We start from the raw sequence: 14,926 nt of genomic DNA, 5'->3' as shown, positions 1-14,926 counted from the left end.
CATATTAATTGCCTAACTTCTTTTGCAGTTCTCCGCTTCTTGCCATCTCGACTACGATGTCGTGACCGCCGATAAATTCTCCGTCTATATAGAGCTGAGGAATAGTCGGCCAATTCGCAAATTCTTTGATCCCTTCGCGAACGTTTTGGTCGGAAAGAACATTGAAGGAACCGTATTGAACTCCCAAACTTCTCAACACATTCGTAACTCCTGCAGAGAAACCGCACATAGGTGCGTCAGGAGTTCCTTTCATGAATAAGAAGGTTTTTTGAGATCCGATCAGCCCTTCGATTTTATCCTGTAGCGTTTTTTCCATACTAGTTATATTTCCTTGGTAAGATTTATGATACTTTCGTTTCTAATCCCAATGCATGAACTTCTTCTTTGAGCTCATCTTTTAGAGTGGCGTAGACCATTCTATGTTGTTCCAAAACGGATTTTCCGGAGAATCCGGAGAATTTTACGATGGCTTTGATATGGACCCCGTCATTGTACGGGTCTTGGATCTCGACTTCCGATCCTGGGAGCCCGGATTGGATCTTGTCTTTGATTTCTTGTACAGTCATTTTTACCGATTCTTAGACAGAGGATTTAATATCAGCTCCTTACGAGAGCCTTCTTGCGACAATCTTTTTTCCTCAAGGACCTTCCGTCTTCAATTCCAAGGCATGGATCCCTTTCTTCTTTAAGAATTCTCCTAAGAGAGAGTATACGGATCTATGCTGTTCCAAGAGGGATTTTCCTTGGAATGCCGCGCTTGCAATTCGGACTCTGATATGAGTTCCTCGTTTGGCGCTATTTGGATTTCCTGAATGGCCGGCATGTTCTGCAGAAAAATCTACGACCTCTAAGATTGTCGGAGAAAGTTCCCTTCTCAAAATAGTTTCTATCTCTATGCTTGCGTCAGGCATCATGTTCTTGTACCAAAACCCTTACTTAATAAATAGACGGATACCGAATAGAGTAGGATCGTTCCTAAGATCAGCAATCCTATTGCTTCCAAAGGATCTATATCGCTGACCCCTAAAAATCCGTATCGAAACGCATTTACCATGTATAGAATAGGATTAAACTTAGATACGATTTGCCAGCTTTCAGGAAGCATCTTGATCGAGTAGAAGATCCCTCCTAGGTAAGTTAACGGAGTAAGAATGAATGTAGGAATGATAGTAACATCATCGAATTTCTTGGCATAAAGTGCATTCAAGAAACCACCCATGGAAAACATGAGAGCGGAAAGGGCAACTGTGATCGCAACGACAGTCACATTATACAATCTTAATTCTGTGAAGAAGAGAGATACAACGGTAACGATCGCTCCCACTAATACACCTCGGATCACTCCTCCAATAGAATAGCCAAGAACGATCAAATAAGCGGGAGTAGGAGAAACGAGAAGCTCTTCAATATTCTTTCCGAATTTAGCGCCGAAAAAGGAAGAAACCACATTATTGTACGCATTTAAGATCACAGACATCATGACTAACCCAGGAACGATGAACTGGATATATGTATGTCCTCCAACATCTCCGATTTGAGAGCCGATTAGCTTTCCGAAGATCAGAAAATAAAGAGAGATAGTAATTCCGGGAGGAATGAGAGTCTGGATCCAAATCCGCAGAATACGGACTGTTTCTTTCCGAACAATCGTGGAGAACGCATTGTATTTTTCTTCGAAGGTCATAGTTTTTTCTCCACGAGTTTGAGGAAGAGTTCTTCTAAGCGGTTGGATTTGTTTCTCATGCTCGAAATCTGTATGCCGCTCTTATCTAATAATTGGAATAATTCGTTTAAGGAATTGTGTTTGTTTACTTCGACTTCCAAAGTGAGATCATCCACTCTATTGAGATGAAAACCATTCAAGTTGGGTGGAACAGAGATCGGCTCCTTTAGATCCAATACGAAGATCTGAGTGTCTAATTTGACCAACAGCTCCTTCATGGAAGTATTCTCCACGATCCGTCCTTGGTCGATGATTGCGATCTTCTTGCAGAGATTTTCTGCTTCTTCCAGATAATGTGTGGTTAGAATGATCGTGATCCCTGATTCGTTTAGCTTCACTAAAAAATCCCAGAGAGAACGTCTAAATTCTATATCCACTCCAGCGGTAGGCTCATCCAAGATAAGTATCTTAGGATTATGCACAAGCGCTCTTGCGATCATAAGTCTGCGCTTCATTCCTCCGGAGAGTCTTCCTGCTCCTTCTAATCTTCTGTCATAGAGCCCGAGCTGGCTAAGGTAATTATGAGCTCTCTCCAAGGCAACTTTTCTCGGAAGTCCGTAATAGCCTCCCTGGTTGACTACTATATGCTCTACCTTTTCGAAGATATTAAAATTAAATTCCTGAGGCACAACGCCTATATAAGATTTTGCTAAAGTAAGCTGAGAGTCTATATCTGCATCGAAGATCTTTACGAGCCCTGAGGTCTTATTTACCAAAGAACTCAGGATCCCAATCGTCGTGGATTTTCCGGCTCCATTTGGACCGAGCAGGGCGAAGAAATCTCCCTCGTCCACAGTCAAATCGATCCCTTTTAAGGCCTGCACTCCCCCGGCGTAGGTCTTAACTAAATTTTTTATCTCTAATGCTTTATTCATCCCCGAAAAAACGGCTCCAAGAATACATTTTGAAGCCTTGCTGTTTTCGGCAATCCTTTGGCTTCTTAGGATATTAGACGCTTAATATTTCCCTTGCCTTTCTTGCCGCATTTCTTGCGATTTCTGGCAATGCCGGATGAACATAAATCATCCTAAGCAAGTCCTCTAAAGTCCCATCCATGGTCATTAGGAGTACGAAAAGATGAATTAAATTGGAAGCTTCATCTCCTATGATATGGGCTCCCAGTATCTTTCTGGTCTTAGGGCTGACTAGGATCTTTACGAATTGATCTTCGGAAAGCCTGGCCATTCCGGTGGCACTGCTTGAGTAAGGATTGATTGCGGAGATATACTCGATTCCTTCTTTGATCAATTGCTGTTCCGTTTTTCCGACGGCTGCCACTTGAGGGTGAGTGAATACCGCATGGGGAACAGGAGGATAATCGACCTGCTTTCTTTCCTTGTCTACGTATAAGGACTGAAATAGAAACTCACCTTCGAAATTCACGGAATGGCGAAAGAAATACTTACCAATAATATCTCCGAACGCATACACTCCCGGAGAGGTTGTCTCTAAATATTCGTTTGTTTTGATATATCCCTTTTCGTTGGTTTGTATACTCGTGTTTTGCAGGTCCAGCCAATCCGTATTCGGCTTGATCCCAGTAGCAACCAAAAGTGCATCTCCTTCGATTGAAAAGGCTCCGTTCGCATCCTCGCATTCTAGATGAAAGATTCCTTTCTTATATTCTACTTTCTTAACATTCGTTCCGAGTCTTACATCTTCTTTCTTGCTGAACGCCTTTTCAAAACCGTCTATGATATCCTTATCTTCATGAGAGATCATTCTGTTCCGAACTAGAAAAGTTGTCTTAGAACCGAATGCAGAATACGCAAAGCCGAGCTCTAAACCTATATATCCTCCGCCGATCACAAGAAGTCGATCCGGAAGATCCGTTCTTCTGAGAGCCTCTCTACTAGTCATGTAAGGAGTTCCTGCTAGACCAGGGATATCGGGGATACTGGGTCTGCAACCAGCCGCAATAAAGATCCGATCTGCAGTAAGAAGCTCTCCATTCACTCGAACTACTTTATTTTCTACAAATCTTCCTTCATAAGGATAATAATCTATATTCGGATTCTTCTCATAGGCAGGAATGATACTGTCCGAGTCAGCGTCTACCGTTGCAGAAACTCTTTCGATCAAGGTTTTGAAATCTACTTTGCGAGGACCGGGAATATCCAATTGAAATCGAGAGGCATCTTTCGCCAGAGCGAGTATCTCCGCAGGATAGATGATCATCTTAGAAGGAATGCATCCTCGGTTCAGACAGGTTCCGCCTAAACGGTCCTTTTCTAAGATCGCTACTTTATATCCGAGTTTAGAAGGAGGAGTGACTAGTTTGGTCCCGCCACCGGAGCCGATGACTAGAATATCATATTTTTTCATGAGTAATTACCATTTATCTCTAAGAGATCTCAAGGCAAGAAAGAGTGATTTTGGGTCCGAAGGAATGGACTCGTTACCGGTTGATTTCTTAATTCCCTGTACAAGATTTTCTTCCGGACGAAACGCTAAGAAGAAGGGACTGAATTGTCTTTCTTCCGAAAAGGATGTGGTCCAGAATTCTTCGTTCTCTTTAAGAGATTCGACTTTTGACAGAGCAGTTTTGGCAGCAAGGTTTTTAGGATCAATATTCAGACTGAAGCGTAGATTATTCTTAAAATAATCGTGGCCCGGATACAATCGGACCGAACCAGGAAGAGTCTCAAACTTTTCTAGAATGGTAGTGTACAAGGTTTCCGGATCTCCTCCGTTTTTGCAGTTTCCGACTCCTGAATTGAATACAGTATCCCCTGTAAAGACTGCGTAGGGAATTTCCTTTTCCATTTGTAAAAGGCAGAGATGAGCGAATGTATGCCCTGGTGTATAAAACACTTCTAAATAAGAAGAAGAGTCCTTGTTCGATAAGATCCTTTCCTTCTCTTGCAGAGCTTTACTCGCGTTAGGGATCTTTGTCATTGCATTCGGATGAGCAAGAATCTCGGCTCCGAATTCTCTTACCAAACCTTGGTTACCCGAAATATGATCATGATGCTCGTGAGTGTTGAGAATATAATCTAAATCCCAGTTCTTGGCAGAAAGAACCTTTGAGATCTGAGAAGAATCAAACGGATCGATGCAGAGAGTTTTTTCAGTTTCCGGCTCGCGGACGATATAGGAGAAATTCCTAAGCGGACTATTGGTATAGATCCTAATGACTTCTAACATAAGAGAAGAAGGTTCTATCGAAAGAGGGAAGAGTTACTGGATAATATCCAGATGTTTATCCAAATTAGCGATCCGTAAAATGGTCATCACGTCTCTGCTTAGATTTCTAAGTTTGAGATGTCCATGTCTTTCCATCACATATTTTTGGGTATTGAAGATTGCCCCGATGCCGGAAGAATCCAGATAAACATCGCCTTCGAAGTCCAGGATGATGTCCTTATGGCCTTCATCGAACTGGCGAATGATCAGCTCTTTTAACGCAAACGCATTCTTGAGACTAACATTCCCCTGGATCTTGACTATGCAAGCTCCGTTCTCTAAGGACACATCTGTCTGAAAACCTTCCAATGAAAACGGCTCCGAATTTCTCTATTTCTCTGACTATCCTCGGGTTAAGAATACAACGCTTCGCCTATGAAAAAGGAGAAAGTGGCTTCGAAACCGGGAGGGAACCCGAACAAATAGATTAAATTGTGGCAAAGCGGAGGTAAACTCTTTTTTAAATCAAAATTTGATCGAAATCTATTCGGAATCGATTAAGAAATGACTGGCAAAATGCACTAAATCCGAAAAACTGAGTGCTCGATTTTATAGTGAAACTCCGTGGTTCGGACGATAATAAATTCAGTATGCGGATAAAATTTTGGGGAGTACGGGGCTCCATTTCTTCTCCCGTCCAAGGCGATCTGATCCGGTCCAAGATTCTTAGAATTCTAAGTCTCGCTTCTCCTTCTGACCTCCAGAGTCCCGAGGCTATCGAGGACTTTTTAGACTCTCTCGCTCTATCTAACTGGAGTACGTATGGTGGAAATACTACCTGCATAGAGGTCCGAGATAAGGAAGACAAACTCGTCATCATTGATGGAGGAACTGGTCTTCGGGAATTAGGTAATTCCATCTTGCATGAAGGATACGGTGCCGGAAAGGGAAAGGCAGTCTGGATCTTTACTCATACTCATTGGGATCATATCCAAGGCATTCCATTCTTCGTTCCTCTATATACTCCCGGAAATAAATTCGAGTTCGTAAGTTCAGTAGAGAATTTAGAAGAGAGACTTCGCTACCAGCATACATTTACGCATTTTCCCGTTCCTTTCGATGGCTTTCATGCTGAAAAGATATTTCGACATGTGCCTGAGGGAAGGGCATTCAGAGTTACCGATTCAGTCACTGCTATCTCCAAGGCAGTCCGTCATCCAGGGGGAAGCTTCTCCTACAGATTCGAAGAAGACGGTAAGGCATTCATCTTTGCCTCCGACGCAGAATTCAACTTAGATGAGATGGAGAATATAGAAGACTATCTGAATTATTTCAGAGGAGCCGATGTTCTTATTTTCGATACCCAATATACTTTTGAAGAATCTCTGCAAAAGATCGATTGGGGTCACAGCACAGCTTCCATGGCGACTGATATTGCACTGAGAGCTAATGTTAAGAAATTAGTAATGTTCCACCACGATCCTTCTTACGATGACGAGAAGTTGGACGCGGTATACTTAAGAGCGATCAAATACAAGGAAATGTTTGATCCTCAGAACCAATTAGAGATTGTCATGGCCAGAGAAGGCCTTGAGATCCAAATCTAAATCTTTGAACCAAACTGGGAGAAAATCGGATGAGTGAATATATCATCGGAATCGACGCCGGAACCACCGGTATAAGGACCTTTTGTTTTAATAAATCAGGAAATGTTATTTCCAGCGCGTATTCCGAGTTCAAACAGCATTTTCCAAAGCCAGGTTGGGTGGAGCATGATCCCGAAGAGATTTGGGTTAAGACTGAGAAATTGATCTTAAAGGCAATCCGGAACGGAAAGTTAAAACCGGAAAAGGCGATCGCAATCGGGATCACAAATCAGAGAGAGACAACTGTTCTATTCGATAAGGACACCGGTGCTCCTGTTTACAATGCGATTGTATGGCAATGTCGTAGAACATCCGATTTTTGCGCAGGACTAAAGAAAGAAGGACTCGAACCAATCTTTAGAAGAAAGACAGGTCTTGTAGTGGATGCATATTTCAGCGGTACTAAGATCCGCTGGATCCTAGACAATGTAAAAGGAGTTCGTGCCCGCGCAGAAAAAGGAAAGGTCCTATTCGGAACGATAGACACCTATCTTCTGTATAGACTCACGAATGGAAAAGCGCATAAGACGGATCATACCAACGCGAGTAGGACTCTTATCTTCAATATAGAAAAGAAGGAATGGGACAAGGAACTGCTCAAGATATTGCAGATCCCGGAAGCAATCTTACCTGAGACTCATAATTCAAGCAGTCTGTTTGGAAGAACAGAAGGTATCAAAGGACTTCCTGATGGGATCCCGATCTCTTCTCTCGTGGGAGACCAACAGGGAGCGTTGTTCGGACAACTTTGTACTGAACCGGGAGAGGCAAAGAATACCTACGGAACCGGATGCTTCCTATTGTTCAATACAGGAAATAAGTTGCAGATCTCTAAAAACAATCTGATCACCACTCTTGCCTGCGGACCAGAAGGAAAGACGGTGTATTGTTTAGAAGGCTCTATCTTCATTGGGGGAGCAGTGATCCAATATTTGAGAGACAATATGAGATTCTTTAAGGAATCCAAACTCTCGGAGAAGATGGCAGCTTCTGTTACCAAAGAGGATGAGGTCGTATTCGTTCCTGCATTCTCCGGACTTGGAGCTCCGTATTGGGATATGAATGCTAGAGGCGCGATCCTCGGTCTGACAAGGGATACAACCCAAGAACAGATCACTCGTGCGGCTCTCAAGTCTATCGCATTACAATCTTATGAACTAGTAGAAGCAATGGAGAACGATACAGGTTCTAAGCTCAAGGTCTTGAAAGTAGACGGAGGAGCGACCGCCAATAATTGGCTCATGCAATACCAAGCAGATATATTAGGAAAGAAGATCGTTCGACCTTCTAATCTGGATACCACGGTTTTAGGTGCTGCGTATCTTGCTGGTTTAGAAAGAGGATTCTATTCTTCCGTTGCGGATCTGAAAAAGAACCAAAAGACAAACAAGGAATTCCAGCCTAAGTTGGGATCGGCTCAGAGAGAAAGAGAGATCAGAGTCTGGAAGGATTCCGTAAAAAGAATACTCACTTCCGAGCCTTAATAATTAAACGAAAGAAGGTTAAACTCCAGCGGTTTCTTATCGCTTGTGATCGCCGCACCGACGATCATCTTGGCTTGATCGTATCTAGGGATTTCAAGAATCGATCCGGAAGGAATCCGGAAAAATTCGAAGGAATCCCTTTCCTTTTTGGAGAGGAATATATCGAATCGAATGATCTCCATGTATTTTTGGATTTGGAACAGTATTTTTTCTTTAGTAACCGAATAGAGGAGGATCCCTTCTACGCTAGCGTTTAAATTATACTTATCTCCTGGGATCGCTTGGAATTCTATCTCAGTCCTTGTTCCTATTTCTAATTGCTCCGAATCTACAACCTCTCGGTATACGGAAAAGTTTCCTTCTTCGTAATAGATCCTTCTCGAAAATCTTTTAAAGATTTCTTTCTCTACGATCTCAGGAAAGGATTCTCCTAATTCGGGTTTCTTGCTCGGTCCGTCCAGGATCTGTTTCCATCTGTTCTTGGAGACATTCTTCTCTACCATTTTGCGAACGGGTGGTGAGAGTTTAGGAATTGAATATTTTAAGATCCTTTCATCTAGTTTATTTAATATAGAATTTAAGAAAGGTCCGTGTATGAGGGGAAGTATCTCAATAGAGAAGATCCTATCCCTTAGAAACTTAGCAAATTCTATCTCATAGGTAAATAGATTCGAGACTAGTTCCTGCTCCGCAGCGGGAGTTCCTGCATACAGTATTTTTACTAAACGAAATAGATAGGTCTTACTTTCCGTATCGAAATACAATTCTTCTATTTTTCGGATAACCGAGTCTTCGTCCAATTCTGGGTTCACTATATCTCTCAAGGAAAGATAGCGTGTGGAAAACATTCTCTTACGGATCAGCCTATATAGATTGAATTCTCCAGGATAAGAGATCCCGATTTGGGTTCTTATTCCATCTCTTATGATAAAAATAGGGGAAGTTCCTAGGAGTCTGTAAGGATTCGTTTTGATTGGATAGGAATTTCCCCTAACCAGTTCGAAGCATTCGCTTCCGAATTTAGAATCTTCGGAGGAGATTAGACCATTCTCAAATTGAATATAGCTTTCAGTCTTCATAGAAGAAGATGGATACGTTCTTCTATCATACTCGATCTCATATAAGAATTTTGGAATGAGGGAAGGTTGGGAATAAAGATACGGAAGCTCTTCTATCGTAGAAATCGGATAATCGTAAAAAGGAGAAATTTTAGATTGTACTCTTGCAACGGAGTCGGGATTGCAGAAAAAGAAGTGATAGTTTTCTCCTTCTAAATGGATCATTTTTATCTGACTAAGAGAATAGGACCGGAAAAAGATTTAATAAAGAAAATTCGGATCAGGTATAGTCTTCTTCCATCAGGTCAGGATGAAGCACGGAAAGTCCAGGAGGAGTAATCTCTCTCTTTGTAAGTTTAGAAATAAGCTGTTTCTTGAATAGAGTCCAGTCGTACGTTTGCTTCAGTAACTCTATTTCTTCATCGCAACCATGCTGTAGGAAATCCAAGGTTTCTTCTACAGTTAAACCCGTAAAATGACTGCTATCGGAAACAACTCTTAGGATCTTACGAATATCCCTTTCGTTCCAAATAAGAATCCCGCTTAGTCTTTCGACCCAATATTCATGGTCCATAGCTTAGATTCTCATCGGATTCCGATCCTTCAATCCGGAAATTTAGATCTTAAAACTTTCGAACGACTAAAAGACTCATATCGTCTTGGATCCTTCCCCCAGTATGCTTGACTATATCCGTAAACAGATTCTCTATTAACTTACGGATATTCTTCTTGGGAGCCGTTTCTAGGAATTTATAAAGATTCTCTCCATAATATCCACCGATGCTCTTGTTCTTCTGTTCAAAAAGACCATCCGTAAAACAGAAAAGAATATCATCTCTCTCCATCCTGAAATGCTGAGATGGTTTGGGTTTTTTCAACGGTGAATTCATCACGGTTGAAAGAAATTTACCGTCGGTGCCGAGGATCTCAATATGATCCTCTCTACTTTTATATAAAACTAAACTGGGGTGAATTCCGGAATGGAAAAAATTTCCTTGAGGATCCGCTTTCATAAGCAGGAAGGTCGCATAAAGACTTCTGTGAATATGAGGATAGGTATTCGTTCTTTCTTCTAAATGCTCGATGATCTGATCTATGATCTCGTGAGGATGTTCATTTTTATGGATCAAATGGCTCATCTGATTCATGATCATCATACTGAATAGACCGGCTACATATCCGTGTCCGGAAGTATCTCCGATTCCCATCCAATAATTTCCTTCCTTGTCCTTTAGGAAATTATAGAAGTCTCCTCCGATGGGATTGTAGGTTAAGCAGCGGCCACGGATCTCGTAATTCTCATCCACATAATCCAGAGGGAAGACGTAGTTTTGCATTCTACTGTCTCCTCTTCTAAATCTTTTGATGATCTTTCCGAATTCCTGTTCTTTGGGCAGGATCTTTTCCGTTAAGAACAACACGAAAGCGGAGAAGTTTACGAATATTGTAAAGCTAGAGACTAAGAGAAAAACAATGGGAGCATGAATGGGAGGAGTATAGAATTTCAGGCCAATGCTCAAGCAACCTAGTATAGAAAGATTCAGTACGATAATGATCGGCCAGGCTTCCCTCAGGTATTTTTTGATCGTGGTCGAACTTCTCATTTTGATTTGAAGTAGGCATGGCCCTGGTATTCTTTCAAGGTATAATTTCTACGCGATAGACGAAACAGTTCGTCCTCCGCATACGGTGTCTTGGTGCCATCTACGACCCCGAAAGATTTTTCTCTGTATCCAGTTTCATAGAGCATTGGAATGAGCGAGTCCGAAGACGCATCATAATGATACAATAATTTGTGTGAAGATGCGACGGTATTTACTCCGGTTCTGGAGATTTGTTTTCCGTTTTTCCAAACGGATTCCTCGGATTCTATTTTTTCCGTCTGAAGAAGCACCCAATTTCCTTTGGACTTATATTTTCCCTTTCCGACGACTCTGAATTTATGGATTAATCCTTTTTCTTCGATTTCTCTTTCATAGTGTTTTCGAAAGGATCTTGTCGTCTTATCAAACTTCAAATTCTCAGAATGATTTTCTCTATAGCTGACGGAAGTGTAAGGAGAGTAGGGGGGAAGTCTCTTTTCGTAAGAACCTTGCAATTCTGCGTCAACAGAAGTTTGAGGGGTTTTGGGAAGCTCTCTTACCCAGGATGGTGGGTAGCAATTTAAAGTGAAATACGGAAGAAGAAGGATCCAAAGGATCCGAAACACTTTTAAAAAGATAGCAGAGTAGAAGGTCTTGATGATAAGATCATTTGCTGCCACCGATTTTTCCGCGCCAAAGCCTTTCCAGTTTTAGGGATCGGCTTTGGGATGGCAAACTGAAATATTTTAAAATTGGAAGTAGATAAACTCTCCGCCTCCGTCTCCGAAAATGCCTAATAATAAAAGCATAATGATCGAAAACGTAGGAAGTAGCCATGTGAATTTGCTGCTGATCCTTTCCTTCAGGTTCGGATAGTACTGAACCGCATTCCAGAAGAATGTTAGAAGAATAAATAGAAGCAATTCTTCCCAACGGACAAGTGCCTTGCTGCCAATGATATTTAAGAAACCTTTAAAGTATTCTCCGGCTAGATGCAATGAGTTCTTACCCGCAGAAGCAGTTCTAAAGAAGATACCTGAGATCGCAAATAGATGCACAATAAGAGTGACCTTCCAGAAGCGTTTCCAACCCTTCGGATCTTCTTCTTTTTTAGAGTCTGGAGAGAAGAATCTTTCCGCTCCAAGAATGAATCCCAAGTAGGCGCCCCAAAGAACATATCCGAAGTTTGCCCCATGCCATAGACCACCCAAAGTCATAGTGATCATGGAATTCAATTGCGTTCTCCAGAAACCGCCTCTGCTTCCGCCGAGAGGAATATAGAGATAATCCTTAAGCCAGGTAGATAAGGTCACATGCCAACGACCCCAAAATTCTCGGAAGGTTGGGGACAAGAACGGACCCCTGAAGTTTTCAGGAATATCATATCCGAGTAAGTATGCGGAGCCTCTTGCTATGTCGGTATAGCCGCTAAAATCACAATACACTTGGCATGCGAATCCGAACGCGGTAATGTATAGAGCTAGCGAATTATAACTGTCGGGATTGGAATACACAGGCGAGATGATCCCGGAAATATTATCCGCCATCACCACTTTCTTAAATAAACCGGAAAGGATAAGAAAGATCGCCCATTTTACCCGATTGAAATCAATAACCGGCTTATCTAATTTAGGAAGGAAGTCGGTGGTCCTCATGATCGGACCGGCGATCAATTGAGGAAAAAATAATATAAATAAAAAGTAATCTAGAGTAGGGATCTTTTCAGGAACATGATCTCTATGAATGTCCACTTGCAAGGCGATCAATTGGAAAGTATAGAAACTGATCGCTAAAGGAAGAGGAATATGGATTGTGCTACCGAATTGAGAGAATGCGGCTGAACCCGAAACGAAATCCAAAGTATCTAAAAAGAAATAGAAATACTTAAAGAAGGCGAGGTTTAGGAAATTGAGTAGAATGATCCAAAGCAAAAGCTTGGAAGTATCCTTTCCTTCTCTTTTCTTTTCCCAAAGTTTTAAGGAGAAGAAGAAGTTTACTGCGATGACTAGCAGGAAATGAATCGAGAATGCGAATCCGGAATAGAAATAAAAGATCAACGAAGAGAGAAGTAGTAGAGGCTTTCTTCCTTTTTGAGGGATGGACCAATAGATTAGAAAGGTGATACTGAATAAGCCGATAAACGGCAGAGAGTTAAAGAGCATCTTATATTTTTATCCGGTTGCTATCCTAGTTCAGGGTGAGAATAAATAATGGAGTCGGTAATCAGGAGACGTTTTGAAAGGAAGAACGTTCTCGAGTAAATTCGCAGGTAAGGAATTACTCTCTATTTGATAAAAGTTTTCCTGGCCTAATCTTTGATAAGAATAGAAGATAATCTTCGGAATAATTCCAGGACGAGAAGCGCGATATCCAGGCAGCTTGGTCGCAGTAGCGATCGCATCTTCGAAATAACCTACAGAATCCACTAAACCTTCTTGCAAGGCTTGGTTGACGGAGTAAATCCTTCCGTCAGCGAGTCTGCGAACGTCGGACTCTTTGAGTTTCGGTCTTCCTTTCTTCACGATTTGTAAGAAGCGCTCGTAGTTCTCCATGATCAAATCTTGGTAGATCTTTCGTTGCTCTGGAGTAAATTCCTCAACAGGATTTCCGGTAGCCTTGTTCGGTCCGGAACGAATGGTCATGCTCTTGATTCCCAATTTATCCAATGCTTCTTTCGCATTGATATTGAACATGATCACCCCGATAGAACCTGTCGTAGTAGTAGGAAGAGCCTGGATATGATCCGTAGCCATACTCAGATAGTAAGCTCCGGAAGCTGCAACATCCATAAAGAGAGCGAGGACTGGAATTCCTTTCTTCTTTTTGAATTCCAGAATTTCATGATAGATTAGATCGCTTGCGGTGACTGAGCCGCCAGGGGAGTCAATCTTCAAGATCACTGCCTTGATATCCGGGTCTTTTAATGCCAGGCTCAATTGGATCTTAACGAGACTCACTAAACTGTCTCTGTCTTTTGTGAGAGCGTTTCCGGGGATCTTTCTTTCGAAGATCTCGCCTTCTACAGGGATGATGAGTATCTTATCTTTTCCCGTATCAACAAACCCATCCACAAGTTTTTCTTGAGGAACAGTCAAAGGCTGAGGAGCCATGATGATGCTGATGCAATGAGTAAAGGGAAGAATTCCGAATAAGAGAAGAAAGAAACCTTTGTAACGGAAATTCATGCGGAGCCTTGGGACCCATTCTGGGAAGCCTGGGTATCGCTTCAATTCCTTTCCAGAGCTTGCGAATTCTCAAAAAAAAGTCGAGGATTCGTTTTTTACTTTCCCTATGGAAGCGTTTTCTCAACCTCCTTCCCGCAATGTACGAATTTCGGACTGAGAAGTCTCGTTTCCAAACCGACGGCAAACAATGGTTTGCTTGGGAATGGACTCCGAGTTCAGGGAAGCAAGCGATCCCTATCATTTCTCCGTACAATCCAAGCAAACCTATGTTCGAGTCCGGAAGTTTTCTCATGTTCCCTTGGGTGAATCGTCATGCCTCTTCCGAATTCGTATTGAACGGAAAGTCGATACAGGATGAAAGGATCATCCGAGATACTATGAATTTTCCGGTCCATGGGGCAGTACATTCTTTAGAGAGAAAGGCATTAAAGATCAGACCGGACGGAAAGGGAGGAGAATTTCGGATTCTTTTTCCAGATGAATGGAAAGACTCTCCACTTTCTTCCATTGCGATCCGAGAGGAATATACCTTAGAAGAGACCGCAGCGGGTACATTACTAAGTATTAAAACAAAATTTAATAATCTAAAATCCGATTCAGTCAGATTCGCTTACGGATATCATCCTTATTTTTCTCTAGTAGGAGATATCTCCGATTGGAAGCTGGATCTTTCTTTAGACAAGAACATCGAGTTGAATGAAAATCTTGTCCCGATCCAACCGTTCATTTCTAATTCAGTAAGCTCTATCTTACCGGATGAGAAGATTCCAGAGTTGGATCATCTTTTTTACGGAAGAGAACCAAGGGTTACTTTAGAAAATTCGAAACTAAAATATTCCATTACTATCTTCAGTCCTCTTCCAGAAGACGAACAAATTCCACTGAATTACTATCAAATCTATACGAAGCCTGATCAGACTGCGATCGCGATCGAACCTTGCAGCGCTCCTGGGAATGCCTTACTCTCAGGACAGGATCTAAAAGAGCTGAAAGGCTACTCTGAGACGTTCGGAGAATTCAGAATTTTAGTGAGGACAGCATGATTCGGCCTTCTATTTGCTTTCTTCTTGACAAGGAAGGGGTCATTTTCAGTCTAAGTTTTAGGGGAGTTCCGCATCCAA

At 41.9% G+C, this 14,926-nt stretch carries 17 protein-coding genes; 3 read left to right on the top strand and 14 right to left on the bottom strand.

The genetic code is table 11. From position 1 onward, the window contains the following. Positions 1 to 4: 4 nt before the first annotated feature. From grxD to EHO59_RS15420, 8 genes are all read right to left on the bottom strand, one after another. Positions 5 to 316, bottom strand: a complete 312-nt coding sequence (gene grxD / locus EHO59_RS15455; protein WP_135589361.1) for a Grx4 family monothiol glutaredoxin — start codon at positions 314 to 316, stop codon at positions 5 to 7. Between the two features lie 25 nt (positions 317 to 341). Continuing rightward, a complete protein-coding gene (locus EHO59_RS15450) occupies positions 342 to 566 on the bottom strand; it encodes a BolA/IbaG family iron-sulfur metabolism protein (protein ID WP_135589360.1) in 225 nt (74 codons plus the stop codon). Positions 567 to 638: 72 nt separating this feature from the next. After that, positions 639 to 911, bottom strand: coding sequence for a BolA family protein (locus tag EHO59_RS15445; RefSeq protein ID WP_135589835.1), 273 nt, complete (start codon positions 909 to 911; stop codon positions 639 to 641). Next, on the bottom strand, positions 911 to 1,684 hold the full coding sequence (locus EHO59_RS15440) for an ABC transporter permease (protein ID WP_135589359.1): 774 nt from the start codon (positions 1,682 to 1,684) through the stop codon (positions 911 to 913). Before EHO59_RS15440 ends, EHO59_RS15445 begins: the two co-directional genes overlap by 1 nt. Beyond that, on the bottom strand, positions 1,681 to 2,598 hold the full coding sequence (locus EHO59_RS15435) for an ABC transporter ATP-binding protein (protein ID WP_135589358.1): 918 nt from the start codon (positions 2,596 to 2,598) through the stop codon (positions 1,681 to 1,683). Before EHO59_RS15435 ends, EHO59_RS15440 begins: the two co-directional genes overlap by 4 nt. 73 nt (positions 2,599 to 2,671) lie before the next feature. Further along, complete coding sequence (locus tag EHO59_RS15430) at positions 2,672 to 4,048, bottom strand: dihydrolipoyl dehydrogenase (RefSeq protein WP_135589357.1); 1,377 nt, start codon at positions 4,046 to 4,048, stop codon at positions 2,672 to 2,674. 6 nt (positions 4,049 to 4,054) lie between these two features. Beyond that, positions 4,055 to 4,870, bottom strand: coding sequence for a hydroxyacylglutathione hydrolase family protein (locus EHO59_RS15425; protein WP_135589356.1), 816 nt, complete (start codon positions 4,868 to 4,870; stop codon positions 4,055 to 4,057). A 33-nt stretch (positions 4,871 to 4,903) separates the two neighbouring features. Further along, complete coding sequence (locus tag EHO59_RS15420) at positions 4,904 to 5,218, bottom strand: STAS domain-containing protein (protein ID WP_135589355.1); 315 nt, start codon at positions 5,216 to 5,218, stop codon at positions 4,904 to 4,906. A gap of 281 nt (positions 5,219 to 5,499) precedes the next feature. On the opposite strand from EHO59_RS15420, the gene EHO59_RS15415 reads away from it, so the two are divergent. Beyond that, complete coding sequence (locus EHO59_RS15415; protein ID WP_135589354.1) at positions 5,500 to 6,456, top strand: MBL fold metallo-hydrolase; 957 nt, start codon at positions 5,500 to 5,502, stop codon at positions 6,454 to 6,456. A gap of 29 nt (positions 6,457 to 6,485) precedes the next feature. Beyond that, positions 6,486 to 7,979, top strand: coding sequence for a glycerol kinase GlpK (gene glpK, locus EHO59_RS15410; protein WP_135589353.1), 1,494 nt, complete (start codon positions 6,486 to 6,488; stop codon positions 7,977 to 7,979). Here the strand turns inward: glpK and EHO59_RS15405 are convergent. The 6 genes from EHO59_RS15405 to sppA form a co-directional block, all read right to left on the bottom strand. Then, positions 7,976 to 9,262, bottom strand: a complete 1,287-nt coding sequence (locus tag EHO59_RS15405; RefSeq protein WP_135589352.1) for a hypothetical protein — start codon at positions 9,260 to 9,262, stop codon at positions 7,976 to 7,978. The two genes, glpK and EHO59_RS15405, sit on opposite strands and share 4 nt — an antisense overlap. Before the next feature lie 55 nt (positions 9,263 to 9,317). Beyond that, complete coding sequence (locus EHO59_RS15400; protein WP_135589351.1) at positions 9,318 to 9,611, bottom strand: hypothetical protein; 294 nt, start codon at positions 9,609 to 9,611, stop codon at positions 9,318 to 9,320. Between the two features lie 49 nt (positions 9,612 to 9,660). Beyond that, positions 9,661 to 10,641: a PP2C family protein-serine/threonine phosphatase gene (locus tag EHO59_RS15395; RefSeq protein WP_135589350.1), complete on the bottom strand. Its 981-nt coding sequence runs from the start codon at positions 10,639 to 10,641 to the stop codon at positions 9,661 to 9,663. After that, positions 10,638 to 11,300 (bottom strand): hypothetical protein, encoded by a 663-nt coding sequence (locus EHO59_RS15390; protein WP_246052968.1) that lies wholly within the window; start codon positions 11,298 to 11,300, stop codon positions 10,638 to 10,640. The genes EHO59_RS15395 and EHO59_RS15390 overlap by 4 nt, the downstream gene beginning before the upstream one ends. Before the next feature lie 66 nt (positions 11,301 to 11,366). Further along, a complete protein-coding gene (locus EHO59_RS15385; RefSeq protein WP_135589349.1) occupies positions 11,367 to 12,782 on the bottom strand; it encodes an MBOAT family O-acyltransferase in 1,416 nt (471 codons plus the stop codon). A 30-nt stretch (positions 12,783 to 12,812) separates the two neighbouring features. Next, complete coding sequence (gene sppA, locus EHO59_RS15380; RefSeq protein ID WP_135589348.1) at positions 12,813 to 13,805, bottom strand: signal peptide peptidase SppA; 993 nt, start codon at positions 13,803 to 13,805, stop codon at positions 12,813 to 12,815. Between the two features lie 137 nt (positions 13,806 to 13,942). Between sppA and EHO59_RS15375 the strand changes: the two genes are divergently transcribed. Next, positions 13,943 to 14,848: an aldose epimerase family protein gene (locus tag EHO59_RS15375; RefSeq protein ID WP_135589347.1), complete on the top strand. Its 906-nt coding sequence runs from the start codon at positions 13,943 to 13,945 to the stop codon at positions 14,846 to 14,848. Positions 14,849 to 14,926: the final 78 nt, after the last annotated feature.

It is taken from the genome of Leptospira semungkisensis (assembly GCF_004770055.1).
In the GTDB taxonomy this organism is placed as follows: domain Bacteria; phylum Spirochaetota; class Leptospiria; order Leptospirales; family Leptospiraceae; genus Leptospira_B; species Leptospira_B semungkisensis.
Note: the sequence above shows the minus strand (reverse complement) of the source record. Positions and strands in the feature narration are given on the sequence as shown.

Excerpts from the sequence above, each read along its gene's own strand:
- grxD (WP_135589361.1), bottom strand. The coding sequence starts at position 316 with ATGGAAAAAACGCTACAGGATAAAATCGAAGGGCTGATCGGATCTCAA.
- EHO59_RS15450 (WP_135589360.1), bottom strand. The coding sequence starts at position 566 with ATGACTGTACAAGAAATCAAAGACAAGATCCAATCCGGGCTCCCAGGA.
- EHO59_RS15445 (WP_135589835.1), bottom strand. The coding sequence starts at position 911 with ATGCCTGACGCAAGCATAGAGATAGAAACTATTTTGAGAAGGGAACTT.
- EHO59_RS15440 (WP_135589359.1), bottom strand. The coding sequence starts at position 1,684 with ATGACCTTCGAAGAAAAATACAATGCGTTCTCCACGATTGTTCGGAAA.
- EHO59_RS15435 (WP_135589358.1), bottom strand. The coding sequence starts at position 2,598 with ATGAATAAAGCATTAGAGATAAAAAATTTAGTTAAGACCTACGCCGGG.
- EHO59_RS15430 (WP_135589357.1), bottom strand. The coding sequence starts at position 4,048 with ATGAAAAAATATGATATTCTAGTCATCGGCTCCGGTGGCGGGACCAAA.
- EHO59_RS15425 (WP_135589356.1), bottom strand. The coding sequence starts at position 4,870 with ATGTTAGAAGTCATTAGGATCTATACCAATAGTCCGCTTAGGAATTTC.
- EHO59_RS15415 (WP_135589354.1), top strand. The coding sequence starts at position 5,500 with ATGCGGATAAAATTTTGGGGAGTACGGGGCTCCATTTCTTCTCCCGTC.
- glpK (WP_135589353.1), top strand. The coding sequence starts at position 6,486 with ATGAGTGAATATATCATCGGAATCGACGCCGGAACCACCGGTATAAGG.
- EHO59_RS15405 (WP_135589352.1), bottom strand. The coding sequence starts at position 9,262 with ATGATCCATTTAGAAGGAGAAAACTATCACTTCTTTTTCTGCAATCCC.
- EHO59_RS15400 (WP_135589351.1), bottom strand. The coding sequence starts at position 9,611 with ATGGACCATGAATATTGGGTCGAAAGACTAAGCGGGATTCTTATTTGG.
- EHO59_RS15395 (WP_135589350.1), bottom strand. The coding sequence starts at position 10,641 with ATGAGAAGTTCGACCACGATCAAAAAATACCTGAGGGAAGCCTGGCCG.
- EHO59_RS15385 (WP_135589349.1), bottom strand. The coding sequence starts at position 12,782 with ATGCTCTTTAACTCTCTGCCGTTTATCGGCTTATTCAGTATCACCTTT.
- sppA (WP_135589348.1), bottom strand. The coding sequence starts at position 13,805 with ATGAATTTCCGTTACAAAGGTTTCTTTCTTCTCTTATTCGGAATTCTT.
- EHO59_RS15375 (WP_135589347.1), top strand. The coding sequence starts at position 13,943 with ATGTACGAATTTCGGACTGAGAAGTCTCGTTTCCAAACCGACGGCAAA.